The organism is Oceanisphaera ostreae (assembly GCF_042676125.1).
Classification (GTDB): Bacteria; Pseudomonadota; Gammaproteobacteria; order Enterobacterales; family Aeromonadaceae; genus Oceanimonas; species Oceanimonas ostreae.
Map to the genome: position 1 here is coordinate 1 of NZ_JBHTJS010000045.1, position 23,142 is coordinate 23,142.

Sequence of the window (23,142 nt, forward strand, 5' to 3'; positions counted from 1 at the left end):
TTTGGTTCGGTATTGCATACACTTCCTCACTCTGAAGAAGTGTCTACTTATTCGGGGCCATTCCAACCAAGCTTAAATATAGGCACGGTCTTGTTTATGTCGTCTTACCGGTACCGGGTCGTGGCCCGGCATGACGGCCCCAGTATCTCGTCGAGGGCGAAACTGTTTAAATATCACATCAAACCCTATTTTTGCCACGGAAGAACACGGAAGCCACGGAAAAATAGTGATCAGATCTGAAAAGGATCTTGATGGTTAGAGCTGAGAACGAGACTAGACCCAAGCAAAAGTGATAGGCGAAACAGAGGCTGAATAAGCAGGTAAGTCTGGTATTCAGTTTTTTACTTACAGCGTAAAGCTTATGGCTTAAAGCTGCCCGTAGGGCCTTTACTCTCGCAACAAACTCCCCACTTGCAACAGCGGCGCTACGTCGAGATCGTTGGCGTTCATCATCGATGAAACGCGTTGTACCGACGATAGCAGCAGATTTTGCTCCCAATCTTCTAGCGCTTGAAAACGCTGAATAAAGCTTTCTTGCAGAGGCCTTGGGGCTGATTTTAGCTTGGTAATACCGTCTTCGGTTAGTACCGCATATACCTTGCGTTTATCTGTTTGGCTACGTTCGCGGCGCACCAGAAGCTTTTGTTCTAGCCGGTCGATAATCGTAGTCGCCGTAGCCTGACTCATATGGGTTGCTTGAGCCAACTTGCGCATGGTGATGTCGCCATGCTCGCGAATCGTTTGCAGTAGCAGTAACTGCGGACCTGTAAGGCCAGAGGCTTTGCTGAGTTGGCGGGAGTGCAAGTCAATTGCGCGTATAATCTGGCGCAGAGCCACCAGCACGTCTTCATGTTTTTCCAAGGCCTTTCTACCGATGGCTGACTGAATTTGCGCGGACAATAGCGCAAATTCACCATTGTTTAAAGTCCTTGTGGGATCAGGCTCATAGTTTAACCGGGGCTGTATGTGACAGACAGGCAATTGTCTGTACAATTACAATTGTTACCGGAGGCCACGTGACCCAATCTATTCCCCTTTATCAGCAGATCAAACAGCATATCCTGATTCGAATCGAGTCTGGGGAGTATCCGTTGCATCATCAGATACCGCCGGAGCAGGAGCTCGCTGGGCAATTCAAGGTCAGCCGAATGACAGCCCACAAGGCAATTCGGGATTTGGTGCAGGAAGGTTATCTGATGCGTCGTGCAGGTCTGGGCACCTTTGTCACCGAGCCCAAGGCGGAGTCACCGCTGGCGGATATCAATAATATTGCCGACGAAGTACGGCTGCGTGGCCACGAGTACAGTAACAGTGTCTTGGTACTGGAAGCCATTCGAGCCAACGAGGAGGTCGCCCTGCACATGGGCATGCGGCTTAATGCTCGGGTATTTCATTCGGTGATAGTGCACTTGGAAAACAAGTTACCGATACAAGTGGAAGAGCGTTTCGTACATCCGGCGCTGGTGCCCGGCTATTTGCAGTGTGATTTCGGCCAACAGACCCCAAACGCTTACCTAGTAGAGCATTGTCCGCTGTCGGATCTGGAGCATGTTGTTGAGGCTCGAATGGCGCCGGTCAACATTGGCGATTGGTTGCAGCTATCGCCAGAAACCCCCTGCCTGCTAGTGACTCGGCGCACCTGGTCGCTGCATCAGTTGGTCAGCTTTGCCCGGCTTTGGCATCCGGGCGACAAATACAAGCTGCGCTCCACCCTCAAGCTGGGCTAAGCAGGCCGGCATGCACGCCGGCCATTGCCAAGACAAAGCGAAGCTGCAATATTTGCATGCTTCATGCTTCATGCTTCATGCTTCACGCTTCAGCGCCACTGGCTAAGCTTTAAGTCTATGCTGTGTTCACCATCGGTAACCTGTACGTCACTTTCCTGCAGAGTGGCAAACAGGTCGATGCTGCGAGCACAAAGCTCGGCCAGTTGTGCCGGTTGCGGGTCGTCCAGATGATAAATTTGCAATCGCGGCAACCGGCCGAGTTCGCTCTGGTGTTTGTTCCACCATTCCTGGGCACTACGGCCACCATAACTGTAAATCACCACCTGCTCGGCTCGAGACAGCGCCTGTTTGATGCGCTTGACGCTGGGCTCGCCCAACTCCACCCACAATAGAATGCGGCCATCCGCCGACTTTAGCCACAACTCCGGCTCGTCGTCGGTGCTTAGGCCCTTGGTAAAGCTTAAGTCATCATCGGCATGGCGCATAAAGGCCAGCAGGCGCACCATCAGCCGGGTGTTGGTCTCTGAAGGATGCTGGGCTACGGTCATATTATGTTCTTGATAGTAGTGTCGGTGCAAGTCGCTGATATTCATACGAACTTTATGTAGGGTGGCAGTCAGGGCCATGAGGTTGTCTCGTGTAAAAGGCGACATCTTAACGGTAAGCTGCAGCGGGAGCCAGCCCGGCGCGCAGCTGCGGCCGGGCTAAGAGGATAGTAAGGACTTAAGGGGCTATCATCATGGCCACGGGAATGGCCAGCAACAGGCTTAAAAAGGCGCGGATAAACCACACCAGCACCAGGGTGCCCACTTTCAGCGGAAGTCGGGTTGCCAAAATGCAGGGAATGGACGCCGAGAAGCACAGTATCGACGATACGCACACCACGCCAGCAGCGAAGCGAGCGACAAAGTCGGCTTCGGCCATCAGCAACGCCGGCAGAAACATTTCCGCCAGTCCCGAGGCGGTCGCCTTAGACAACAACATGCCGTCTTCGATTCCCCACAGCCAAGTCACCGGGTAAAACAGATAACCCAGCCAGTCGAATATCGGCGTGTACTTGGCCACCAGCAGGCCAATCAGTCCCACCGACATGATGGACGGCAATATACTGATGGTCATCACCAGGCCGTCCTTGAAGTTGTCGATCACGTTGCGCCCGAGAGATGGCGCCTGCTCGGCAATCTGTACACCATTCTGCCAGGCAACGCCCAAGCGGTTCCCATTTTCGCAGGCTGGCTCTCGGTGCTCGGCTTGGTTATCCAGCCGCGACAGTGGAGGCAGTCGCACCGTGATGGCGGTGACTACGAAGGTAATCAGCAGAGTCAGCCAAAAGTACTGATTCCAGATAGCCATCAAGTCCAGGGTTTTGACCACGATAATCATGAAGGTGGCGGACACGGTAGAAAATCCGGTGGCGATAATGGCCGCTTCTCGGGCCGAGTAATGGCCGGAGACATAGACCCGATTGGTGATCAGCAAGCCGATGGAGTAGCTGCCGACGAAAGAGGCGACCGCATCAATGGCGGAACGGCCCGGCGTGCGCCAGATAGGCTGCATCAGCTTTTGAACCAGAATACCGATGGCTTCCAGCAGGCCATATTCCACCAGAAAAGCCAGAAATACCGAGCCGATGGGTACGATCAGCCCCACCGAAATCACCAACTTGTTGAACAGGAACGGCAGCATGTCCGGCGTTTGCAGGGCGGCGGGCCCAGCCCCCGTAAGCGCCAGCACGCCGGCGATGACGCCCAGCCATTTCAGCAGCAGAAAAATGCGATCGGTCAGGCTATGCTTTCAGCGGCCGGTAACCAGCGGATAAATTGCCCCCGCCACTATCATTACCATGGCATACCAGCCGGCGCCGTTTTCACCCAAGGCGGCGCGCAGCCAGCCGACCATATGATCCAGCGGAATACTGGTCTTGCCCTGCAGGCTGATGGGAATAAAGAAGATAAAGATGCCGACGGCACTTAATCCGAGCAGCCGGCCGATGGCCTTGCCGGGAGTATGGGGTTGCTCCGAGACCTGATGCATCAGGAGGATCCTTGTAAGTCATGATTGATAGGCGGTGCTAAATGTATATACATGAAAGGTAGGTAGGTTAATGAGGTGTGCAATTAATGTGATCAATGTCAGTTATTTTAGTGTTTTTAGTTAATAATGGTTGCTAGAAAAAAGTAATAGGTTTAAATGTATATACAAATATCGTTTTGAGGACCTTTTCATGCATCAGTCATCACTACAGCTCTGGATCAACGTGTCTTTGTTTGATGGTCTCGAGAGTGCCACCGAGCCGATGGCAATCGCGGTGAAAGAAGGGCGTATTGCCTGGCTTAAGCCGGTGAGTGAACTAAGCGTCGACGACAAATCCGGTTTTGAGTGCATTGATGTAAAGGGTGCGCTGATGACCCCCGGATTGATTGACTGCCATACCCATCTGGTATTCGGCGGTAACCGCGCTGGCGAGTTTGAAGCCCGATTGGAAGGTGCGAGCTATGAAGAAATCGCTCGAGCCGGCGGCGGCATCATTAGCACGGTACGTGCTACCCGCGCCGCTTCTGAAGATGAGCTTTTCGAGAGCGCCAAACCTCGTTTACAGGCCTTGATAGCTGATGGCGTGACCACAGTTGAAATCAAGTCCGGTTATGGTCTGGATGTGGAAAACGAATTGAAGATGCTGCGAGTGGCACGTCGTCTTGGCCGCGAACTGCCGGTGCGGGTGGTAACAACCCTGCTCGGTGCTCATGCTTTACCGCCGGAGTATAAAGACGACGCCGACGGCTACATTAGCCTGGTGTGCAGCCAGATGATCCCGGCTGCGGTCGCCGAAAGGCTGGCCGATGCGGTGGATGTATTCTGCGAAAATATTGCTTTCTCGGTCGAACAGTGCGAGCGGGTTTATGCCGCCGCCAAGGCTCACGGTCTGGCCATCAAAGGTCATACCGAGCAGTTATCTAACCTGGGGGGCAGCGCCGCCGCTGCTCGGGCCGGCGCGCTGTCAGTCGATCATATCGAATATCTGGACGAAGACGGAGTTAAGGCCCTAGCAGAGGCTGACACCGTGGCCACCTTGTTACCCGGCGCTTTTTTCATATTACGCGAAACTAAGATGCCGCCCATCGAGCTGCTGCGCCGCTACCAAGTACCGATGGCGCTAGCAACCGATGCCAACCCGGGCACCTCACCCATCTTCAGCCTGAAACTGATGTTGAATATGGCTTGCACGCTATTCCGCTTGACCCCCATCGAGGCTCTGCGCGGCGTGACCGCCCATGGTGCTCAGGCACTGGGATTACAGACCGAGGTGGGTCGCATCGCCCCCGGGTTACAGGCGGACTTCTGCTTGTGGGATACCACTAACCCGGCAGAACTGGCCTACAGCGTGGGTCTGCCTCGGCTAACGCACCGTGTCGTGGCTGGAAAAATGTCAGGAGGTGCAGCATGAAGCCGGACATGAATCTTTGGAGTGGACGGGTCGATCCCGAGGCGAATACCGCCCGCTGGCACCAGCAGGTGCGGCCGTTCAGCACCGCGGCCGAGCCGGGCACGACCCTGATTGGTTTTTGCAGCGACGAAGGCGTACGCCGCAACAAGGGGCGTGTGGGTGCCGCCAAGGGACCGGCCGCCATGCGCAAGACGCTGGCGAGCCTGGCCTGGCACCAGTCGGGCCCGGTTTATGACGCCGGCGATGTGGTCTGTGCAGGCGAAGATCTGGAAGCGGCGCACAGCGCCCTGGCCGAGCGGGTCGCCGAGTGTCTGGCACACCGCCAGCTGCCCATTGTCATGGGCGGTGGCCACGAGGTGGCCTTCGGCTCCTGGAGCGGTCTGGCGCAACATTTTATGACACAAGAGGCTACGCAAGCACAGCCCCCGCGTATTGGCATTATCAATTTTGATGCCCATTTCGATCTGCGCGATCCAGGTCTGGTGGTGTCTTCTGGCACTCCCTTCGCCCAGATAGCTCAGGTTTGCGAGCAACGGGGCTGGCCTTTTCAGTACGCCTGTCTGGGCGTAAGTCGGGCTTCCAATACCCAGGCATTATTCGATAAAGCCGAACAGTTGCAAACACTGGTATGGGAAGATCGGGCCATGACTCAAGGTCGGCTGGCCGAGATGAAGAGCGATCTCAACGCTTTTATCGGTCGCTGCGACCACCTATACCTGACCATAGATATCGATGTGTTTCCCGCAGCCCAGGCACCCGGTGTAAGCGCACCGGCCGCCCGGGGGGTAGCACTGGATGTGATTGAACCATTGATTGAACAGATTACCGCCAGTGGCAAGTTACGACTTGCAGATTTGGCAGAGCTTAACCCCGAGTATGACGTTGATGGCCATACGGCACGACTGGCGGCTCGGTTAATTCATACTTTGACACTGTAGAGGGACACACCATGTCACAACAAGATATGTCACAGCAAGACAAGCGTCACGCGCCAGGCCGTGTGACCAAATCACCGACCGGCGTGAACAAAATTTGCAAGAGCTGGTTGACCGAAGCCGCCTACCGCATGCTGCACAACAACCTGCACCCAGACGTGGCCGAGCGTCCCGAAGATCTGGTGGTGTACGGTGGTATTGGCCGCGCGGCTCGAGACTGGGATTGTTTCGACCGCATCGCAGAAGTACTGACTCGCCTAGAAGACGATGAGACCCTGCTGATACAATCCGGCAAGCCGGTTGGTGTGTTCAAGACCCACGCCGACGCCCCGCGAGTGCTGCTTGCCAACTCCAATCTGGTGCCTCATTGGGCCAACTGGGAACACTTTAACGAGCTAGATAAGAAAGGCCTGATGATGTATGGCCAGATGACCGCCGGCTCTTGGATCTACATCGGCTCTCAGGGCATAGTGCAGGGCACCTACGAAACTTTCGTCGCCGTGGCCAAACAACATTTCAACGGTGAAGCCAAAGGTCGCTGGGTACTGACCGGTGGTCTGGGTGGCATGGGGGGCGCTCAGCCGCTGGCCGCCACCATGGCCGGTTTCAACTGTATTACCGTTGAATGTGACGAAACCCGTATCGACTTCCGTATGCGCACTCGTTACGTCGACAAGAAGGCCTACAGCCTAGACGAAGCGTTGGGTATGCTCGATGAAGCGAAAGCCAAGGGCGAGGTGATTTCCGTCGGCCTGCTGGGTAACGCCGCCGACGTATTCAAGGAGCTGGTCGCGCGAAACATCACGCCAGACGTGGTTACCGACCAAACTTCTGCCCACGATCCGCTGAATGGCTACCTGCCTCAAGGCTGGACCATGGAGCACGCCGCCGACATGCGTAAGCAGGACGAGGCCGCCGTGGTTAAGGCCGCCAAGCAGTCGATGGCGGTACAGGTACAGGCAATGCTGGATCTGCAAGATCGCGGCGCCGCGACCCTAGATTACGGTAACAACATCCGTCAAATGGCGCTGGAAGAAGGCGTGAAGAATGCCTTTGATTTCCCCGGCTTCGTACCCGCCTATGTGCGCCCGTTGTTCTGTGAAGGCATAGGTCCTTTCCGCTGGGTGGCACTGAGTGGCGATCCGGAAGATATCTACAAGACCGACGCCAAGGTGAAAGAACTGATCCCGGACAACCCGCACTTGCACAACTGGCTGGACATGGCGCGTGAGCGCATCGCCTTCCAAGGTCTACCTGCCCGTATCTGCTGGGTTGGCCTGAAAGACCGCGCTCGTCTGGCGCTGGCTTTCAACGAAATGGTTAAGAGCGGCGAGCTGAAAGCGCCCATCGTGATCGGTCGAGACCACCTGGATTCTGGCTCCGTCGCCAGCCCCAACCGCGAAACCGAAGCCATGCTCGATGGCTCCGATGCGGTCTCTGACTGGCCGTTGCTGAATGCCTTGCTGAACACCGCAGGCGGCGCGACCTGGGTTTCTCTGCATCACGGTGGTGGTGTGGGCATGGGCTTCAGCCAGCACTCGGGTGTGGTAATAGTCGCCGACGGAACCGATGCTGCCGCCGCCCGCCTGGGCCGAGTACTGCGTAACGACCCGGGTACCGGGGTGATGCGTCACGCCGATGCCGGTTATGATATTGCTATCGGTTGTGCCCGTGAACAGGGGCTGGATCTGCCAATGGTTAATAAGGATTAATGGGATGACGACTCTGACAATCAACCCCGGAAAAATGACACTGGCCGAGATGCGCAAGGTGTATGAGCAGCCGGTCCAGATCAAGCTGGCCCCCAGTTGCCACGACGCCATTCAGGCCTCTGTTGACTGCGTTAACCGCATGGTCGCCGAAGATCGCACCGTGTACGGCATCAACACCGGTTTTGGTCTGCTGGCCAGCACGCGTATCAAGCCGGAAGATCTGGAAACACTGCAGCGCTCTTTGGTGTTGTCTCATGCCACCGGAATGGGCGAATTGATCAGCGACGAGCTGGTACGCCTTATCATAATACTGAAGGTTAATGGGCTGGCCCGTGGCTTCTCGGGCATCCGTCTGCAGGTGCTGGAAGCGCTGATGGCCCTAGTCAATCACGAAGTTTATCCCTGTATCCCGGGCAAGGGTTCGGTCGGTGCCTCCGGCGACTTGGCGCCGCTAGCGCACATGAGCTGTGTGTTGCTGGGTGAAGGTAGTGCCCGTTATAAAGGCGAAGTGATTAGTGCCGGTCAGGCGCTGGAAATTGCCGGTCTCAAGCCGATGGCACTGGCACCAAAAGAGGGCCTGGCCCTGTTGAATGGTACTCAGGTGTCCACAGCCTTTGCCCTGCGCGGCCTGTTTGAAGCAGAAGACCTGTTCGCCAGCGCCATCGTGATCGGCGGTCTGACTGTAGAGGCCACCCTGAGTTCTCGTCGTCCGTTTGACCCACGCATCCATGAGGTGCGTGGCCAGCAGGGGCAGATCGATGCCGCCGCGGGTTATCGCCACGTGTTGGGTGAGTCCAGCGAAGTCAGCCAATCCCATAACGACTGTTCAAAAGTGCAAGACCCGTACTCTCTGCGCTGTCAGCCCCAGGTAATGGGTGCTTGTCTGACTCAGATGCGTCAGGTTGCCGAAGTGCTGTTGGTAGAAGGCAACGCGGTGTCCGACAACCCGCTGGTATTTGCCGAAGACAACGACGTGATATCCGGCGGTAACTTCCACGCCGAGACGGTTGCCATGGCGGCGGATAACCTGGCGCTGGCGATTGCCGAGATTGGCTCCTTGAGCGAGCGCCGTGTGTCCCTGATGATGGATACCCACATGTCCGGTCTGCCTCCTTTCTTGGTGGAAAATGGCGGCGTCAACTCCGGCTTCATGATAGCTCAGGTAACCGCAGCGGCGCTGGCCTCCGACAACAAGGCGCTGTCGCACCCGCATTCGGTCGACTCGCTGCCGACGTCTGCCAACCAGGAAGACCATGTGTCTATGGCGCCTAATGGTGGTCGTCGTCTGTGGCCGATGGCGGAAAATAGCCGCGGCGTGCTGGCTATCGAATGGCTGGCTGCCTGTCAGGGCCTAGACTTCCGCGATGGCCTCAAGACCACCGAAACGCTGGAAGTGGCCCGTAAGGCCTTGCGTGAAGTTGTTACTTACTACGATAAAGACCGCTTCTTTGCCCCCGATCTCGAACAGGCCGATGCACTGCTCAAGTCCAAAACCTTGAGTCATCTGGTGCAGCCGGGGTTGCTACCCAGTCGCTAAGCTTGAATGAATAAACAGGAACATTTGAGGGGGCTGCTTTGGCAGCCCCTTTTTTATGGGCGGAATAAAGCTCAGGTCATCTGATTAGCATCTCATGAGGCCTGTTTTTTTATCCAGTACTCCCTGTTACACTCTGCGCCCTTTATTAGCCTGGAACGTGGTCGATGGCAAATTTTAAAACGCATGTGCAAGTGGCGTCTGTGGTGAGCGGCGTGTTGGCGGGAGCTCTGGCCTGGACGCAGTTGGTGAGCCTGCCCGAAGCGGGCCTGTTGTGGTTAACCGGCACGCTGGGCGGGATTATGCCGGATATAGACGCTGATACCTCTCGTTCCATTCAGATTATCTTTCGTTTGTTCGGCATGCTCGGCACCACGCTGACGCTGCTCTATGGTCGCCAGCATTTACCCTTGCTTGATACCCTGCTGCTGGGGGCGGTGGCTTATCTGCTGGTGCGTTATCCTCTGTGCTGGGCATTCGCCCGCCTGACGGTACACAGGGCCAGCCTGCACTCGCTGCTGGCCAACCTGGTGTTCGCCATGGTTACAGTGGTGATTAGCCATCAGCTGTTTAATCTTGGTGCCGAGCTGGCCTGGCTGATGGGCGCATTCATGTTTGCGGGCGCGACCATTCATTTACTGCTGGATGAGCTATACAGCATCGATCTAGAAGGGCGGCGACTAAAGAAGTCGTTTGGCACTGCGTTTAAAGTGATAGCGTGGCCTGCATTGCTGCCCAATATTGCCTTGCTGGCGCTGCTGTTACTCGGCGGGTGGTTAGCTCCGCCGCCGCAGCCGTTACTCGTGGTGTTACGACAACTATTGCCGATTTCTTTCATCTGATAAGATAGTGTCTCTGGCATGGTTTATTACCAGCACACGCTATTATAACGATGATAAAACCGCGTAGTGATGCCAGCGCCGATTAACACTCCACACACAGGACACAGCAGATGAGCCTTGCAGACCAGGTATTGGCCGTAAACAATGACCTTCCTATCCGTACCCAGCAACCTGTACACAGCGGCAAAGTGCGCTCAGTCTATTGGTTAACCGAGGCCGATAGCCGTCGTTTAATTCAAGAGAAAGGCTACCCCGTTGCCGCCGATGCGCCCTTGGCCATTATGGTGATTAGCGACCGTATTTCGGCGTTCGACTGCATTTGGCGGGGCGAAGAGGGTATGCAAGGCGTGCCAGGTAAAGGAGCGGCTCTTAATGCTATTTCTAACCACTGGTTTAAGCTATTTCAAGAACAAGGCCTAGCTGATAGCCATATATTGGACATTCCGCACCCCTTTGTGTGGATCGTGCAAAAAGCGACACCGGTAAAAATAGAAGCTATCTGTCGCCAGTATATTACCGGCTCCATGTGGCGTAGCTACGCCAAAGGCGAGCGGGAATTTTGTGGTATTCGTCTGCCCGACGGTTTGCAAAAAGATCAGAAGTTACCCGAACTGCTGATGACACCTTCGACCAAGGGCATTCTGACCGGTATTCCCGGTGTGCCAGAGGCAGATGACGTTAATATCACGCGAAAAAATATCGAAGACAACTTTGCAGCCTTCAATTTCAAACAAGCTGACGATATTGCCCACTACGAGCGATTATTAACAGAAGGCTTTGAAGTAATAAGCCAAGCGCTGGCTAAACTGGATCAAATTTTTGTTGATACCAAGTTTGAATTTGGCTACGTCACGGATGTTCAGGGCCGTGAAAAAATGATTTATATGGATGAAGTGGGCACGCCAGACTCGTCGCGAATTTGGGATGGCGAGGCTTATGCACAAGGTCGTATCGTAGAAAATTCGAAAGAAGATTTTCGCCAGACTCTATTGAATCATTTTCCTGACCCAGATATTTTATTGAATAAAGAGCGCATGCCCGAGCGAGAAGCGCTAGCGCGCGATAACGCCTTGCCGGTTGAGGTGTTAATGAACATCTCTCGTACCTATGTCGGCATAGCAGAAAAGGTAACTGGTCAAAAATTAGTGTTATCGGATAATCCCAAGGCAGATATTATTAAGATATTACGAGAGCAATACGACTTGATTGATTAACCCCGTTTCTTGATTATAAAAAACCCGAGGCTTGCCTCGGGCTTTTTTATGGTTGTTGCTATCGCTATTAACGAGTGCCGAATACTACTATGGTTTTACCATGGGCGGAGATCAGCTCTTGCTCTTCTAACATTTTTAAAATGCGGCCCACGGTTTCGCGAGAACAACCGACAATTTGGCCAATTTCCTGACGAGTAATTTTAATTTGCATGCCGTCGGGGTGTGTCATGGCATCGGGCTGGCGTGCCAGGCTGAGCAAGGTTTCGGCAATGCGTCCGGTCACATCCAAAAACGCCAAGTCACCTACTTTTTGGCTGGTAGTTTGTAAACGCTCGGCCATTTGTGCCGACAGTCGCATTAAAATTTCTGGATTCACCTGAATTAACTGACGAAACTTCTTATAAGAAATTTCGGCTACTTCACAAGGCGATTTAGCCCGAACCCAAGCGGTACGCAGTGGATTATCTGTTTCTTCAAACAGCCCTAACTCACCGATAAAGTCACCTTTATTAAGATAAGACAGGATCATTTCTTTACCGTCTTCATCTTTGATAAGTACGGAAACTGATCCTTTAACGATGTAATACAAGGTTTCTGCTTTTTCGCCCGCATGGATTAAAGAGCTTTTTGCCGGATACTTATGAATATGGCAATGCGACAAAAACCATTCTAGGGTGGGATCACTTTGGGGCTTGCCAATAATCATGATACATCCTCTTAATTATTTTAATTAGCTCTGGCTTAGGCCTAGCAAGCAGGCTGCCTTGCACGTATATAGTCCGATAGCATAAAAGGCTTATGCCTCGCCATCAAGTGGCTTGGCCTTTTATCCTGCTCGTCGGGCTGCATTCAATGGGGTAATATGGTGCTTTTAATGAGGAGCAGTTATGAAAGCCAAGGTGAGTTGGTTAGAAGGCATGTGTTTTGAAGGACACTCTGAGTCTGGCCATAAACTGATACTGGACGGCACAAACCCAGGCAAAGGCCCTAGTCCCATGGAAGCGGTGCTACTAGGTGCGGGCGGCTGCAGTGCCATTGATGTGGTGTCAATTTTAGAAAAAAGCCGCCAGAAAATTACCGGCTGCGAAGTGGAACTTGATGCTGAACGGGCCGAGGAACCACCTCGGGTATTTACCGCGATCAATCTGCACTTTGTGGTAACAGGCCAGGACTTATCGGAAAAACATGTTGCTCGAGCGGTCAAGTTATCGATGGAGAAATACTGTTCGGTAATGAAAATGCTCGATAAGGCCCTAGCAGCGTCTTCATCTTATGAGATCCGCGAAGCTTAAAGATTTTCCCGTCTTGCTGACGCAGCTCAGAGCAACAGCCGTACGCCATACGCTGTCAGTGAAGTGCCGGTCGCGGTGTTTATTTTTAACTTACGGCTTGCGGCGTCAGGCGTATCGCGATGCCTTAAGCTGTCTCTTAACGAATTTTTCCGGTTTCCAGCAAGCGCTCCAGCATGGGGCGCAGTATAAGCTCCATCACGAAGCCGACTTTGCCGCCGGGCACCACTATGGTGTTACGACGTGACATAAAAGAGCCGTCGATCATGGCTAATAGGTAAGGAAAATCGACGTTTTTAATACCACGAAAACGGATCACCATCATACTTTCGTCGGCGCTGGGAATCACCTTGGCACTAAACGGGTTAGAGGTGTCTACGGTGGGAATACGCTGAAAATTAATATGAGTGCGAGAAAATTGCGGCGTAATAAAATTAATGTAATCTTCCATCGAACGCACGATAGAGTCGGTGACCGCTTCCCGTGAGTGGCCGCGCTCTGCAGTATCGCGGATCAACTTCTGGATCCACTCCAAGTTGACGATCGGCACCATGCCGATCAACAGATCCACATGCTGTGCCACATTATGATCATCTGTTACTACACCGCCGTGCAGCCCCTCATAAAACAACAAGTTAGTGTCGTCAGGTAACTTTTGGCTAGGTGTAAACGTGCCTGGCATTTGATTAAAAGGTACGGCTTCGTCAAAGGTGTGTAAATAGCGACGAAATTGTCCGGTACCCGTGTTGCCATATTCCTTAAAAAAGTGCTCTAACAACTCAAAATCGTTGGCTTCTGGGCCAAAATAGCTGATATGTCTACCTTGCTCCCGGGCACGGCGAATAGCCACGTCCATCTCTGGCCGAGTGTAACGGTGAAAACTATCGCCTTCGAGCATAGCGGCCTTAACCCCCAGCTGGGCAAACATAGATTTAAACACCTCGGTAGAGGTTGAAGTGCCGGCACCCGAGGAGCCGGTCACCGCAATAATGGGGTGCTTGGCAGACATAAAAAACCCTAAAAATGATAGAACTGTGAATGTTTATACGCAGTGCGCTGGGGCTAGGTCAAGACTTGTTTCGAAACTGTGCCGCCGGCAGTATGTTCACGCTCTCATGCAGTTCGCTGTACACTATGACCGCATCTCCACTCTTAAGTTGCTGTTTTACCTCAATAACTTTTTCTGCTAATGAAACATCTTGAGCACCGTACTCGGTGCCTTCTTGCAACACAAATTGCTCTATTACATTGTTAAGGGTGTCTTCACTGAGGTCGGTAAAAGGAATAATCATTCGTTTTTGTCCTTCAAATAAGGTGGCCATTGTTGAGCAAGCCATTGGGGCACCCGAGATTCTAACCAGTAATTAGGCCGCCAGGGTAAACCGTGTATAAAGCCCACATGGCCGCCGCTGCGACTCAGTTCATAAGTAATGGCCGGTGGTAAGTCGCTGGCATCGGGGATAACCGCATCGTTCATAAAAGGATCGTCGGCGGCGTGGATCATCAGGGTGGGTGTGCTGATCTGGGCGAGTTTATACAAACCGGAGCAGCGTTCGTAATAATCCTCGGCATCACTAAAGCCATGTACTGGTGCCGTTACTTTATCATCAAACTCGCGCAAGCTCTTAATTCGCGTAAGGTCCCCTTGCCATTGATGTTGAGGATGACGGCGTAATCGTTGTTGCCAGTTAGTGATCATACGGCTGAGTAAATAGCCCTGATAACAACGAGAAAAACCCGAATTGATACGATCTGCACAGGCTGACAGTTGCAATGGTGCCGACACGACCGCGGTTGCGCATAATGGGTTTCGCGGATATTTGGCCAGATAGTTCACCAGCATATTGCCACCCAGCGAATAACCGATGGCGGCGATGGGGCGTTCTGGATAGCGTTGGCGCAGTAAACCTAAAACATAATGCGGATCTTCAATGGCACCAGAGTGATAAGCCTGCATATAACGGTTGGGCTCGCCGCTACAGCCCCGAAAGTGCATTAATACCGCCTGCCATCCCTGTTGGTGCAGGGCGGCTATCATGCCTTGAATATAGTGCGACTCAATACAGCCCTCTAAGCCATGAAACAACACTACCAGCGGTTTATTATCGCTTTGTTCTGGTAATCCCCAAGCAAGGTCAACAAAGTCGCCATCGGGTAGCTCCAGTCGTTCTCGACGATGTTTGATGCGGTTACGATGCAAATACTTGGCAAGAATAGTCTGCATATGGGAATTGCGGGCCCACCAAGGTGCCTGAAACTGGCTGGGATGTATCATGGCTGTTTGCTACTACACATTAAGGATCGGCCTATATAAGCGGTGGGTTACCACCAAAACGTAATTACACTCAGTTGCTAAAGTACTGGGCAGCGTCAACAAAATCGAGTAAAACAACGTTTTTACCTGACTATTTGCCGAGTACCTCATGGATTTTGCCTTGTTAAGTTCTGCTGCGGGCTTTGCTTTCGCTTCCTGCGGCACGCCTGGCCCCAATAATATGTTGCTAACCAGCAGTGCTACTCGTTTTGGCTATCGTCCCACGCTTAAGCTGTTATTAGGCATTATGTTTGGTTTGCAGCTATTAATGCTGATTAGCGCGCTGGGGCTGGGCCAGCTATTTCTGATGTGGCCTTCTTTACAATGGGGATTAAAAATTTTTGGCAGTGGTTATTTATTGTGGTTAGCATGGCAGATCGGCAGTGCCGACATACAAACGACAGCCGAAACAACAAAAAGCATGTGCTGGTACCAAGGAGCCTTGTTTCAGTTTCTTAACCCTAAAGCGTGGTTGATGGCGGTGTCAGCGATCAGCGGCTTTACTCTCGCAGGCGAACAATATTGGCCCTCGGCATTAGCGGTGTTAGCCATCTTCTTATCGCTTGGGTTAGTCACTGGTCATATTTGGGCTTTTTTTGGTCTTCACTTGCGGCGCTGGTTGCACACGCCGAAGGATTGGCGACGCTTTAATCACTTTATGGCGTTATTAACGGCGGCTAGCGTATTTATGATCTGGCATTAAGCGATTTTATAAGCATTATCGTTACAGTTTGCCGATAAAGCGTGTAAAATCTGGACGTTTTCGCTCCCCTAACCCCTAAGGTTATCATGGTTTCAGACACGGATTTATTTAAGGATATTCGCCCCTATCGGGATGATGAAGTCGCCGGTGCCATTCAGCGCCTGATTCACGACGACGAATTCATTGGTGCCATCGCCAAATACCGTTTTTCTACATTGTTCGGTATGGGTGGCCCCGTTATCAAAGCGCTGATCCGGCTTTATCTAGGCTGGCGCTGGCGCAAGCTGAATAGCGTTCGCCAAATTCAGCTGGAAGTGGCCAGCTATATGGACAAAATGATCAGCCGTACCACCTCTGGCGTGACGTTTTCTGGGCTGGAACAAATAGATCCTACTAAAGGCTATTTGTTTATTTCTAACCACCGCGATATTGCGATGGATCCCGCTTTTGTAAACTGGGGTTTGTATAGTAATGGGTTGGATACGGTGCGCATTGCCATCGGCGATAATTTGTTGCGTAAACCCTGTGCCGCCGAGCTGATGAAATTAAACAAAAGCTTTATTGTGAAACGTTCGGTTAAAGGCCCGCGAGAAATGATGAAGGCCTTTAGTGAACTGTCGGCCTATTTACGTCATTCCATTGATGAAAAACAGTCTATTTGGATTGCGCAAAAAGAAGGACGTGCCAAAGACGGCAATGATAAAACCGACCCCGCGATTCTTAAAATGTTTTACATGGAAGGTAAGCGACAAAAAATTCCGTTTACCGATTATATTAAAACCCTGAACTTGGTGCCGGTCTCTATTTCTTATGAATATGATCCTGGCGATCAGGCCAAGGCGCGCGAGCTACATTCAAAAGCGTCGCAGGGGGCCTATGAAAAGCGAGAGTTTGAAGACGTAGAAAGTATAGTGCAGGGTATTGTTGGCCAAAAAGGACGAGTGCACGTGGCTTTTGGCGAACCATTGCAAGGGGAGTTTGAAAGCGCCGATCAATTAGCTGAGGCTATTGATCAGCAAATTTACGCCAACTACCATTTATTTCCCAGCAACTTACTTGCTGCAGGCCAAGCTGTAGCAGGCCATCAAGACGAAGTGAAAGTCTTTGAGCAACACATCGCGCAAATACCTACTGAGCTAAAAGAAATGGTGCTGTCAATGTACGCACGGCCGGTAGAGAATAAAGCGAAGGTGTCGAATTAAATCAGTGCTAAGACCGAGTCCAGCCCTGCATAACGGGGCCGCCCCAGCACCTAGTTCAAAAAATAATACCTCAAGCCGCGGATTTCGCGGCTTTTTTACGTCTTTCTGCCAACCTTCTAATAATACCAATCGCACTAAACAAATGGTCTGATTTTATTTCCTATAAAGGTCGGATAAACGGCCTACTCCATCGACACGCTGCAAGCACCTCCTTGTGGCGCTCAAACACATAACATCCCTGTTATGTGATGGTCGGTGGAGCAGTGCCCTTCATCCTCTCCTATATTTCGCAGGTGGCTGTGTTGCCTCTAACACTCCAAGCTTTAAAATAGATCAGATATTTAGTGAGATTGGTATCACTATTCGGCTCGCACTTTACTTTTAACTTATCGCATCTAGCTTATTTTCACCGCGGGTGTCGCTTGTAAGTCTCCCTCAGCGGCCACCAATTGCTTTGCCTGGCAGCGCATCAAAAAACGAATCGGGCGACTGTTGTCAGCCTGCACCGTCAATTCAAGTAAGTCACCACGCAATAACGCATTTTTCAATGATGCCGCTTGGCCGTTAATCCACGCAGTGCCCGTCACGTATTGATATTTTTGCTGAAGACTCACACGATAGGTGTCACCGTTTGTTGCCTGCCACTCCCAGATACCGGTCACTTTGGCGGGGATTATCCACTTATAGAGATTGATACTGCCACATCGTTGCTGCTGATCTGGCTTCCAGTCCCCCATATTAAAGGCATGGGAAACAATACGGGTGCCGGGGAGCAATTCATCAAGCAGTCGCGGACGCAGCTTAATATTAATGATATCAAGCAGGTAAAGCGTGACTACGGTAGCCGCACTAATATCCACTTCCATTAAGTCAGCTTCAGCGAAGTGCACTAAATGCTCAACGCCGGTATGTCCTGCGTATTCAATGGCCTCATTGATGCGCATCGGGTCTATATCAATACCCACACCGTGAGCATTGCGCTCTAACGCCGCGGCTACCAAGATGCGGCCATCGCCACAGCCCAGATCGTACAAGGTGTCTTCGCTGGTGACTTCGGCTAAATTGAGCAGGCTATGTACTATTTTTTCATCGGAGGGCACATAAGGCACATCGAGGATCATGCCGGAGTCTTCTGTAGAGTAACCATCAAAATCGAGATCTCTAAAGTCTGAGTCTGACAGGGAATAATCATTAAGTTCATAGCCTAAGTCTCTAAGCTCATCGATCATCTCATCATCAATATTAAAGTCTGATTGGTTATACAAGATAGGTACCTAAGGTTATAAATTAATATTATACAAATAGACATTGTTGCTGTGTTTTGCATCCGTGCGGAGCATGGATGTACTGGCAGCGTGTCGGAGTAGATTACCCAGATGCCTCTGGGTTTTGAGCTTACTTGTGGCTAAAAGACAGGTTAGACGCTTGGCGCTGATTTCAGCCACTCCAGACTCCAGCCGGCTGCTTTGTCTTGCGCTAGTGCGTCGGCGAGACGTGGCAGTAGCTCGTTCAGTTGCTCATCTAACTTCCACGGAGGGTTGAGTACTATCATGCCCGAACCGTACATACCAAAGTCTTCAGCTTGTTCACTGACGCTAAGTTCGGCACACAGAATGTCCTTAAAGCCACTGTTTGCTAATGCGGTTTTGAGTGCGCCACTGCGGTCGACGTTTCTGGCAAGCAATGGGTACCAGATGGCGTAGATGCCAATAGGCCAACGCTTATACGCTTTAGCGAGGGTGCTGGCCACGGTGTGATAATCTTCTTTTAGCTCATAAGGTGGGTCGATCAGCACTAGCCCGCGCTTGAGTGTGGGTGGCAGTAGGGCAATCAGCCCTTCAAAGCCATCACGATGGTGAATGGTGGGGCTTTGGCTTCTACTCGAGCGTCTACCCGGTACCATCATATTCTCGCGTAAGAGTTCTACCTCGTTATTGTGTAGTTCCATTAGCGTTAAATTGTCTTGTGGACGCTTAAAGTATTCAGCCACCTTGGGGGATCCGGGATAAAAATCGAGTTGTTGATCGCTATTCATGGCGTCGTTCATGGCATCGATAGCGGCAAAATAGCCCGCCAGCTGCGGCCATTTTTCGCGCTGCTGCCACAGAGGGGCTATGCCACCTAAATACTCTGCCTTCTTTTGCGTCCACTCATGATCCAGCGCGTAGCCACCGGCCCCTGCGTGAGTGTCTATGTAGCAAAACCCTTTATCTTTAATACTCAGCGCTTCTAATATTAGCGACTGTACCGCGTGTTTAAGTACATCGGCATGATTGCCTGCGTGAAAAGCATGGCGATAACTCAGCATGAAATAGTCCGTATGAAAAAAGCCGTATTAACCGGCGAGTTTAAGCTGCCACAAGGGCGCGTCAGCCACCTGCAGCAGGGTAAGGTAATTAAGCAAACATCCGTGACCCAGTATAGGCGGAGTGTGCGCTAGCTGTTGCAGTAGTTCTTGTTGTTGCCAGCGTTCTAGCTCCAGTTCATGCTGCAGCAGCTGTAGATAATCGTCGTTATTGAGTTTGGCTTTAAGCTGGCGCCGCAACCGACGCCACTGGTTAAACATCCCTTGGCGCGTGGCGAGCAGTGGCATAAAGTGCGCAGCATTGGCACTAAAACCGCGCTCTTCCAGCATCAACAGCAGCAGCAGTAAGTTCACGTTAGCACCATGCTCATCCTGCAAATGCAAGCAGGCTTGCGCCACCCCCGGCCGAGTGTAGTGCTGAGCACTAAACTGCCAAAATTGCTCTGTACTTGGCATGCTCATTTAATGTCACCCCACATATCAAAACTGAAAAGCGAAATAATATTTTTGCCACGGAATACACGGACGTAGATCCAGTTAAAAGGCGACAAGTAGACAGAGCTTTTGATGGCTAATGTCTTATCCCCTCAAAAAAGGTACTTTCGCTCTTATCTGTATTTTCCGTGCATTCCGTGTTCTTCCGTTGCGAAGAAATTTTTTGTGTTTTAAGCCATCTTCCGGATTAACACCAGGATCGCATTTTTGCTTTTAATACTCAGCTCGAGATACCGGAACAAGTCCGGTAAGACGGCAAAAGGCGATGTTTGTCTTTAGCTTAAAGATTATGGCTGCTCTTCTAGGGATTCTAGCTGTTCTTGCAATTCTAGCCACTGCGATTCAGCTTCGGCTAACTGTTGCTGCAGCGGAATTTGTGCCTTTAATAACTGCTGCAAGGTGGCTTTTTGTTCGGCGGTGTAAATATCGGGGTCCGCCAGATTTTGCTCAATATCGGTTAATTGCTGCTGGCAGAGCTCCATTTGTTGCTCAAGCTTAGTAATGGCTTTGCGCAATGGCTGGGTTTGTTGGCGCAATTCGGCTTGGCGGCGCTTTTCCGCTTTGCGATTTTGTGCCGAATGGTCACCGGTGGTGGGGCTGCTTTCAGGTTGACTTGCTTTGTCTTGTGCCACTAACCACTGGTGGTAATCTTCAATATCACCATCAAAAGGCTGCACTTTGCCATTATCTACTAAATAGAACTCATCGGTGGTCGCACGCAGCAGATGTCTGTCGTGAGACACGATAACCATGGCACCTTCAAAGTACTGCAATGCCATGGTGAGAGCTTCGCGCATATCGAGGTCGAGGTGGTTAGTAGGCTCATCAAGCAATAATAAATTAGGCTTTTGATAAACGATGAGCGCCAGCACTAAACGGGCTTTTTCACCGCCCGAAAAGGGCCCGACTGGATCTTTTACTTTGTCGCCTCTAAAGTCGAAGCCCCCTAAATAATCCCGCAGGCTTTGCTCGGATGCTTTAGGGTCGATGCGCGATAAATGCATCAAGGGTGAAGAATCTAGGTGCAAACTTTCTAGCTGATGTTGAGCAAAGTAGCCTAAAGAAATGCCATTGTTGGCAATAAGCTTACCCGAAAGAGCCTTTAGCTCCCCAGATAGCAGCTTAATAAAGGTCGACTTACCCGCGCCGTTTCGGCCCAGCAAACCAATGCGCGAGCCAGGAACAAGATTCAGCTTGATGTCCGACAAAATCACATTGTCGCCATAGCCGGCAGACAGCTTTTCCATGGTGATCAGCGGAATCGGCAGGCTGCTGGGGGCCAAAAATTTAAAGCTGAAGGGCGAGTCGGCATGAGCCGGCAAGATGCGCTCCATGCGCTCCATTGCCTTTAATCGGCTTTGTGCTTGTTTGGCTTTGCTGGCCTTATAACGAAAGCGATCCACATACTCTTGCATGTGGGTGAGTTCGCGTTGCTGCTTTTCAAACATCGACTGCTGAAGTGCCAACTGTTCACCGCGCAACCGCTCAAAGTCTGAGTAGTTGCCGGTATATTCGTTAAGCTGGGTATTTTCGATATGAATAATGCGATTGGCTACCGCATCCAAAAAATCCCTATCGTGAGAAATTAGAATCAAAGTACCGGGATAACTCTTTAACCAACGCTCTAACCAAATGACTGCATCTAAGTCGAGGTGGTTGGTGGGCTCATCTAGTAATAATAAGTCGGAGCGACAAATAAGTGCCTGTGCCAGGTTAAGGCGCATGCGCCAACCACCGGAAAAGGCACTTACTGGGCGACTTTGGGTATCGTTGACAAAGCCTAAGCCGTGCAGCAACTCGGCGGCGCGAGCATGAATATGGTAGCCACCGTGAATGTCTAATTTGCCGTGCAGTTCGGCAATGGCAATACCGTCGTGTTGTTGCTCTGCCTGCTCTAGCTTGCGACACAGACGGCGGTATTCTTTATCGCCATCAATCACATAATCCAGCGCAGAGCATTCTAGCGCCGGTGTTTCTTGCGCCACACTGGACAACTGCCAGTCTGCTGGTAAATAAAATTGGCCGCCATCTAAGCTAAGTTCGCCTTTAAATAAGGCGAACAGCGTTGATTTACCACAGCCATTTTTACCGACTAAACCGACTTTGTGGCCGCCATGAATGGTAGCGCTGGTGTCTTTTAACAGCGGGCGGCCGCCCCTGAGGAGTTCAATTTGGCTGAGGGTAATCATAAGGCCCTAAATTAGGTTTGTGGTAAAACACCATTTTACTTGTTTTTAGCGTCAGTATCATCGCCAGTTCCTAACCAATGGCTACACGCTTGCTCAAATTGTGCCACCGAGGCAAAACCATGGCGTTGCACCAGTTGTTCAAGCTGTGGGCTTTTGGCTAGGTCGCGCAATACAAGCAATAAGGCACATTGTTGTTTAATGGTATGACTGTCGGCACTAAACGACCGCTTAAATTCGGTTTCTTGCGCCGATGTTAGGCTAAAGTCGGCAATGTTGTCGCTAATTGTCTTTAATAATGGCGTGGAATTAGTCATGTGGCGTGGCTGACTGCACTGTAATTCATCATGCACGACACGGCATAAACGGCCATAAGCGCCTTGCCAGTCTTGCGAGCCTTGCCAGTCGGCAAGTCGTGCCGCACCGGCTAGTAATAATGGCGCCGAGGTAATGCGCCCAGCTTGAGTGGGCAGGGCCAAACGTGGCGAAAAAGTCAGTTGGCTGACACGGCTATGGGCAAAACGATGCCAAGCAAATAGCGTATCCGCCGGTAAAAAGACGATATCGTTACCGGCGAGGGGGTAATAATGTCGGCCAAGCTGCAAGAGTCCGCCACCCTGATGCACAATAAGCAACAGGGCTTTGAATTGGCGCTGGCGTTTTCCTTGGCTTAAGTGAGGTAGCTCAAGAAGCTGATGATCAATACTGTATTGGGCGCTTGTGGTCATTGTGGTTAGTTCATTTTTGGCGGAGAATTCAAGATAAGGTTTGTTGTTCAGGATATAAAACCATGGAAACCCGTCGTAAAAAACGCTTTATTGCCGGAGCAGTCTGCCCCAACTGTAGCGAGAGTGACACCATGATGCTGTATCTGGAGCACGGTGTCGAGAAAGTAGAATGCGTAAGCTGTGGCCATACGCAAAGCCAAACGAATGATCAGGTAGCCAAGGCCAGTCACGGCGATGTCATCGGTATTTTCAAGCCAGAGTAATGACTGGCGTGAAGAGTGATGGGTAAAGAGTCAGGGAAGAAGCCGATCCCACTTCTTAAAGACATGTCTGCAACGGAATCCACAGAACCCACGGAAAAATAGTGATCAGATTTGAAAAATACTTTAATGGTAAGTACCAACACACTATTCATCAGCGAGTAGGGGCCGTCTCTTACCAATACTGGAATGGCCCCGAATAAGTAGACACTTCTTCAGAGTGAGGAAGTGTATGCAATACCGAACCAAAC

General features: G+C 51.6%; 24 protein-coding genes. 11 read left to right on the forward strand and 13 right to left on the reverse strand.

What is annotated here, in order from left to right; genetic code table 11:
- Window positions 1-387 precede the first annotated feature (387 nt).
- Window positions 388-861, reverse strand: coding sequence for a MarR family winged helix-turn-helix transcriptional regulator (locus ACFQ1C_RS11925; protein ID WP_379558840.1), 474 nt, complete (start codon window positions 859-861; stop codon window positions 388-390).
- Between the two features lie 155 nt (window positions 862-1,016).
- On the opposite strand from ACFQ1C_RS11925, the gene hutC reads away from it, so the two are divergent.
- Complete coding sequence (gene hutC, locus ACFQ1C_RS11930) at window positions 1,017-1,727, forward strand: histidine utilization repressor (RefSeq protein ID WP_379558841.1); 711 nt, start codon at window positions 1,017-1,019, stop codon at window positions 1,725-1,727.
- 89 nt (window positions 1,728-1,816) lie between these two features.
- Here hutC and ACFQ1C_RS11935 read toward each other — a convergent pair whose 3' ends face one another.
- The 3 genes from ACFQ1C_RS11935 to ACFQ1C_RS11945 form a co-directional block, all read right to left on the reverse strand.
- Window positions 1,817-2,353 carry a YaeQ family protein gene (locus ACFQ1C_RS11935; protein WP_379558842.1) on the reverse strand — a complete coding sequence of 179 codons (537 nt, stop codon included), beginning with the start codon at window positions 2,351-2,353 and terminating at the stop codon, window positions 1,817-1,819.
- A gap of 97 nt (window positions 2,354-2,450) precedes the next feature.
- Complete coding sequence (locus ACFQ1C_RS11940) at window positions 2,451-3,413, reverse strand: YjiH family protein (protein WP_379558843.1); 963 nt, start codon at window positions 3,411-3,413, stop codon at window positions 2,451-2,453.
- A 108-nt stretch (window positions 3,414-3,521) separates the two neighbouring features.
- The gene (locus ACFQ1C_RS11945) at window positions 3,522-3,761 is read right to left on the reverse strand and encodes a hypothetical protein (RefSeq protein WP_379558844.1); all 240 of its coding nucleotides are present in this window, start codon (window positions 3,759-3,761) and stop codon (window positions 3,522-3,524) included.
- A gap of 190 nt (window positions 3,762-3,951) precedes the next feature.
- Here ACFQ1C_RS11945 and hutI point away from each other — a divergent pair, with 190 nt between their 5' ends.
- From hutI to ACFQ1C_RS11975, 6 genes are all read left to right on the forward strand, one after another.
- Window positions 3,952-5,172 carry an imidazolonepropionase gene (gene hutI / locus ACFQ1C_RS11950; RefSeq protein WP_379558845.1) on the forward strand — a complete coding sequence of 407 codons (1,221 nt, stop codon included), beginning with the start codon at window positions 3,952-3,954 and terminating at the stop codon, window positions 5,170-5,172.
- Window positions 5,169-6,110 carry a formimidoylglutamase gene (gene hutG / locus ACFQ1C_RS11955; RefSeq protein WP_379558846.1) on the forward strand — a complete coding sequence of 314 codons (942 nt, stop codon included), beginning with the start codon at window positions 5,169-5,171 and terminating at the stop codon, window positions 6,108-6,110. Before hutI ends, hutG begins: the two co-directional genes overlap by 4 nt.
- 11 nt (window positions 6,111-6,121) lie before the next feature.
- Entirely contained in the window at window positions 6,122-7,819 is a 1,698-nt protein-coding gene (gene hutU / locus ACFQ1C_RS11960; RefSeq protein WP_379558847.1) for a urocanate hydratase, read from the forward strand.
- Between the two features lie 4 nt (window positions 7,820-7,823).
- A complete protein-coding gene (gene hutH, locus ACFQ1C_RS11965) occupies window positions 7,824-9,356 on the forward strand; it encodes a histidine ammonia-lyase (RefSeq protein WP_379558848.1) in 1,533 nt (510 codons plus the stop codon).
- 164 nt (window positions 9,357-9,520) lie between these two features.
- Window positions 9,521-10,195: a metal-dependent hydrolase gene (locus tag ACFQ1C_RS11970; protein ID WP_379558849.1), complete on the forward strand. Its 675-nt coding sequence runs from the start codon at window positions 9,521-9,523 to the stop codon at window positions 10,193-10,195.
- A gap of 110 nt (window positions 10,196-10,305) precedes the next feature.
- Complete coding sequence (locus ACFQ1C_RS11975; RefSeq protein WP_379558850.1) at window positions 10,306-11,409, forward strand: phosphoribosylaminoimidazolesuccinocarboxamide synthase; 1,104 nt, start codon at window positions 10,306-10,308, stop codon at window positions 11,407-11,409.
- Between the two features lie 67 nt (window positions 11,410-11,476).
- On the opposite strand, the gene crp is transcribed toward ACFQ1C_RS11975, so the two are convergent.
- On the reverse strand, window positions 11,477-12,115 hold the full coding sequence (crp, locus tag ACFQ1C_RS11980) for a cAMP-activated global transcriptional regulator CRP (protein WP_379558851.1): 639 nt from the start codon (window positions 12,113-12,115) through the stop codon (window positions 11,477-11,479).
- 181 nt (window positions 12,116-12,296) lie between these two features.
- Here crp and ACFQ1C_RS11985 point away from each other — a divergent pair, with 181 nt between their 5' ends.
- The gene (locus ACFQ1C_RS11985) at window positions 12,297-12,701 is read left to right on the forward strand and encodes an OsmC family protein (protein ID WP_379558852.1); all 405 of its coding nucleotides are present in this window, start codon (window positions 12,297-12,299) and stop codon (window positions 12,699-12,701) included.
- 136 nt (window positions 12,702-12,837) lie between these two features.
- Here ACFQ1C_RS11985 and ACFQ1C_RS11990 read toward each other — a convergent pair whose 3' ends face one another.
- The 3 genes from ACFQ1C_RS11990 to ACFQ1C_RS12000 are packed head-to-tail and all read right to left on the reverse strand — an operon-like array spanning window position 12,838 to window position 14,973.
- Complete coding sequence (locus ACFQ1C_RS11990; RefSeq protein WP_379558853.1) at window positions 12,838-13,707, reverse strand: phosphoribulokinase; 870 nt, start codon at window positions 13,705-13,707, stop codon at window positions 12,838-12,840.
- A 58-nt stretch (window positions 13,708-13,765) separates the two neighbouring features.
- Window positions 13,766-13,990, reverse strand: a complete 225-nt coding sequence (locus ACFQ1C_RS11995) for a YheU family protein (protein ID WP_379558854.1) — start codon at window positions 13,988-13,990, stop codon at window positions 13,766-13,768.
- Complete coding sequence (locus ACFQ1C_RS12000) at window positions 13,987-14,973, reverse strand: hydrolase (RefSeq protein WP_379558855.1); 987 nt, start codon at window positions 14,971-14,973, stop codon at window positions 13,987-13,989. Before ACFQ1C_RS12000 ends, ACFQ1C_RS11995 begins: the two co-directional genes overlap by 4 nt.
- Before the next feature lie 148 nt (window positions 14,974-15,121).
- On the opposite strand from ACFQ1C_RS12000, the gene ACFQ1C_RS12005 reads away from it, so the two are divergent.
- Both ACFQ1C_RS12005 and ACFQ1C_RS12010 read left to right on the forward strand, forming a co-directional pair.
- The gene (locus ACFQ1C_RS12005) at window positions 15,122-15,715 is read left to right on the forward strand and encodes a LysE family translocator (protein ID WP_379558856.1); all 594 of its coding nucleotides are present in this window, start codon (window positions 15,122-15,124) and stop codon (window positions 15,713-15,715) included.
- 86 nt (window positions 15,716-15,801) lie between these two features.
- Window positions 15,802-16,917, forward strand: coding sequence for a 1-acyl-sn-glycerol-3-phosphate acyltransferase (locus ACFQ1C_RS12010; RefSeq protein ID WP_379558857.1), 1,116 nt, complete (start codon window positions 15,802-15,804; stop codon window positions 16,915-16,917).
- Window positions 16,918-17,312: 395 nt separating this feature from the next.
- On the opposite strand, the gene ACFQ1C_RS12015 is transcribed toward ACFQ1C_RS12010, so the two are convergent.
- The 5 genes from ACFQ1C_RS12015 to ACFQ1C_RS12035 all read right to left on the reverse strand — a co-directional run bounded on the left by ACFQ1C_RS12015 (window position 17,313) and on the right by ACFQ1C_RS12035 (window position 22,631).
- Window positions 17,313-18,182 (reverse strand): class I SAM-dependent methyltransferase, encoded by an 870-nt coding sequence (locus ACFQ1C_RS12015; protein ID WP_379558858.1) that lies wholly within the window; start codon window positions 18,180-18,182, stop codon window positions 17,313-17,315.
- 152 nt (window positions 18,183-18,334) lie between these two features.
- Entirely contained in the window at window positions 18,335-19,225 is an 891-nt protein-coding gene (locus ACFQ1C_RS12020; protein WP_379558859.1) for a 23S rRNA (adenine(2030)-N(6))-methyltransferase RlmJ, read from the reverse strand.
- Between the two features lie 27 nt (window positions 19,226-19,252).
- The gene (locus tag ACFQ1C_RS12025) at window positions 19,253-19,684 is read right to left on the reverse strand and encodes a TIGR02444 family protein (protein ID WP_379558860.1); all 432 of its coding nucleotides are present in this window, start codon (window positions 19,682-19,684) and stop codon (window positions 19,253-19,255) included.
- A gap of 320 nt (window positions 19,685-20,004) precedes the next feature.
- A complete protein-coding gene (locus ACFQ1C_RS12030; protein WP_379558861.1) occupies window positions 20,005-21,906 on the reverse strand; it encodes an ABC transporter ATP-binding protein in 1,902 nt (633 codons plus the stop codon).
- A gap of 35 nt (window positions 21,907-21,941) precedes the next feature.
- Complete coding sequence (locus tag ACFQ1C_RS12035) at window positions 21,942-22,631, reverse strand: hypothetical protein (RefSeq protein ID WP_379558862.1); 690 nt, start codon at window positions 22,629-22,631, stop codon at window positions 21,942-21,944.
- A gap of 62 nt (window positions 22,632-22,693) precedes the next feature.
- Here ACFQ1C_RS12035 and ACFQ1C_RS12040 point away from each other — a divergent pair, with 62 nt between their 5' ends.
- The gene (locus ACFQ1C_RS12040; RefSeq protein WP_379558863.1) at window positions 22,694-22,894 is read left to right on the forward strand and encodes a YheV family putative zinc ribbon protein; all 201 of its coding nucleotides are present in this window, start codon (window positions 22,694-22,696) and stop codon (window positions 22,892-22,894) included.
- Window positions 22,895-23,142: the final 248 nt, after the last annotated feature.

Excerpts from the sequence above, each read along its gene's own strand:
- ACFQ1C_RS11935 (WP_379558842.1), bottom strand. The coding sequence starts at position 2,353 with ATGGCCCTGACTGCCACCCTACATAAAGTTCGTATGAATATCAGCGAC.
- ACFQ1C_RS11940 (WP_379558843.1), bottom strand. The coding sequence starts at position 3,413 with ATGCTGCCGTTCCTGTTCAACAAGTTGGTGATTTCGGTGGGGCTGATC.
- ACFQ1C_RS11945 (WP_379558844.1), bottom strand. The coding sequence starts at position 3,761 with ATGCATCAGGTCTCGGAGCAACCCCATACTCCCGGCAAGGCCATCGGC.
- hutI (WP_379558845.1), top strand. The coding sequence starts at position 3,952 with ATGCATCAGTCATCACTACAGCTCTGGATCAACGTGTCTTTGTTTGAT.
- hutG (WP_379558846.1), top strand. The coding sequence starts at position 5,169 with ATGAAGCCGGACATGAATCTTTGGAGTGGACGGGTCGATCCCGAGGCG.
- hutU (WP_379558847.1), top strand. The coding sequence starts at position 6,122 with ATGTCACAACAAGATATGTCACAGCAAGACAAGCGTCACGCGCCAGGC.
- hutH (WP_379558848.1), top strand. The coding sequence starts at position 7,824 with ATGACGACTCTGACAATCAACCCCGGAAAAATGACACTGGCCGAGATG.
- ACFQ1C_RS11970 (WP_379558849.1), top strand. The coding sequence starts at position 9,521 with ATGGCAAATTTTAAAACGCATGTGCAAGTGGCGTCTGTGGTGAGCGGC.
- ACFQ1C_RS11975 (WP_379558850.1), top strand. The coding sequence starts at position 10,306 with ATGAGCCTTGCAGACCAGGTATTGGCCGTAAACAATGACCTTCCTATC.
- crp (WP_379558851.1), bottom strand. The coding sequence starts at position 12,115 with ATGATTATTGGCAAGCCCCAAAGTGATCCCACCCTAGAATGGTTTTTG.
- ACFQ1C_RS11985 (WP_379558852.1), top strand. The coding sequence starts at position 12,297 with ATGAAAGCCAAGGTGAGTTGGTTAGAAGGCATGTGTTTTGAAGGACAC.
- ACFQ1C_RS11990 (WP_379558853.1), bottom strand. The coding sequence starts at position 13,707 with ATGTCTGCCAAGCACCCCATTATTGCGGTGACCGGCTCCTCGGGTGCC.
- ACFQ1C_RS11995 (WP_379558854.1), bottom strand. The coding sequence starts at position 13,990 with ATGATTATTCCTTTTACCGACCTCAGTGAAGACACCCTTAACAATGTA.
- ACFQ1C_RS12000 (WP_379558855.1), bottom strand. The coding sequence starts at position 14,973 with ATGATACATCCCAGCCAGTTTCAGGCACCTTGGTGGGCCCGCAATTCC.
- ACFQ1C_RS12005 (WP_379558856.1), top strand. The coding sequence starts at position 15,122 with ATGGATTTTGCCTTGTTAAGTTCTGCTGCGGGCTTTGCTTTCGCTTCC.
- ACFQ1C_RS12010 (WP_379558857.1), top strand. The coding sequence starts at position 15,802 with ATGGTTTCAGACACGGATTTATTTAAGGATATTCGCCCCTATCGGGAT.
- ACFQ1C_RS12020 (WP_379558859.1), bottom strand. The coding sequence starts at position 19,225 with ATGCTGAGTTATCGCCATGCTTTTCACGCAGGCAATCATGCCGATGTA.
- ACFQ1C_RS12025 (WP_379558860.1), bottom strand. The coding sequence starts at position 19,684 with ATGAGCATGCCAAGTACAGAGCAATTTTGGCAGTTTAGTGCTCAGCAC.
- ACFQ1C_RS12030 (WP_379558861.1), bottom strand. The coding sequence starts at position 21,906 with ATGATTACCCTCAGCCAAATTGAACTCCTCAGGGGCGGCCGCCCGCTG.
- ACFQ1C_RS12035 (WP_379558862.1), bottom strand. The coding sequence starts at position 22,631 with ATGACCACAAGCGCCCAATACAGTATTGATCATCAGCTTCTTGAGCTA.
- ACFQ1C_RS12040 (WP_379558863.1), top strand. The coding sequence starts at position 22,694 with ATGGAAACCCGTCGTAAAAAACGCTTTATTGCCGGAGCAGTCTGCCCC.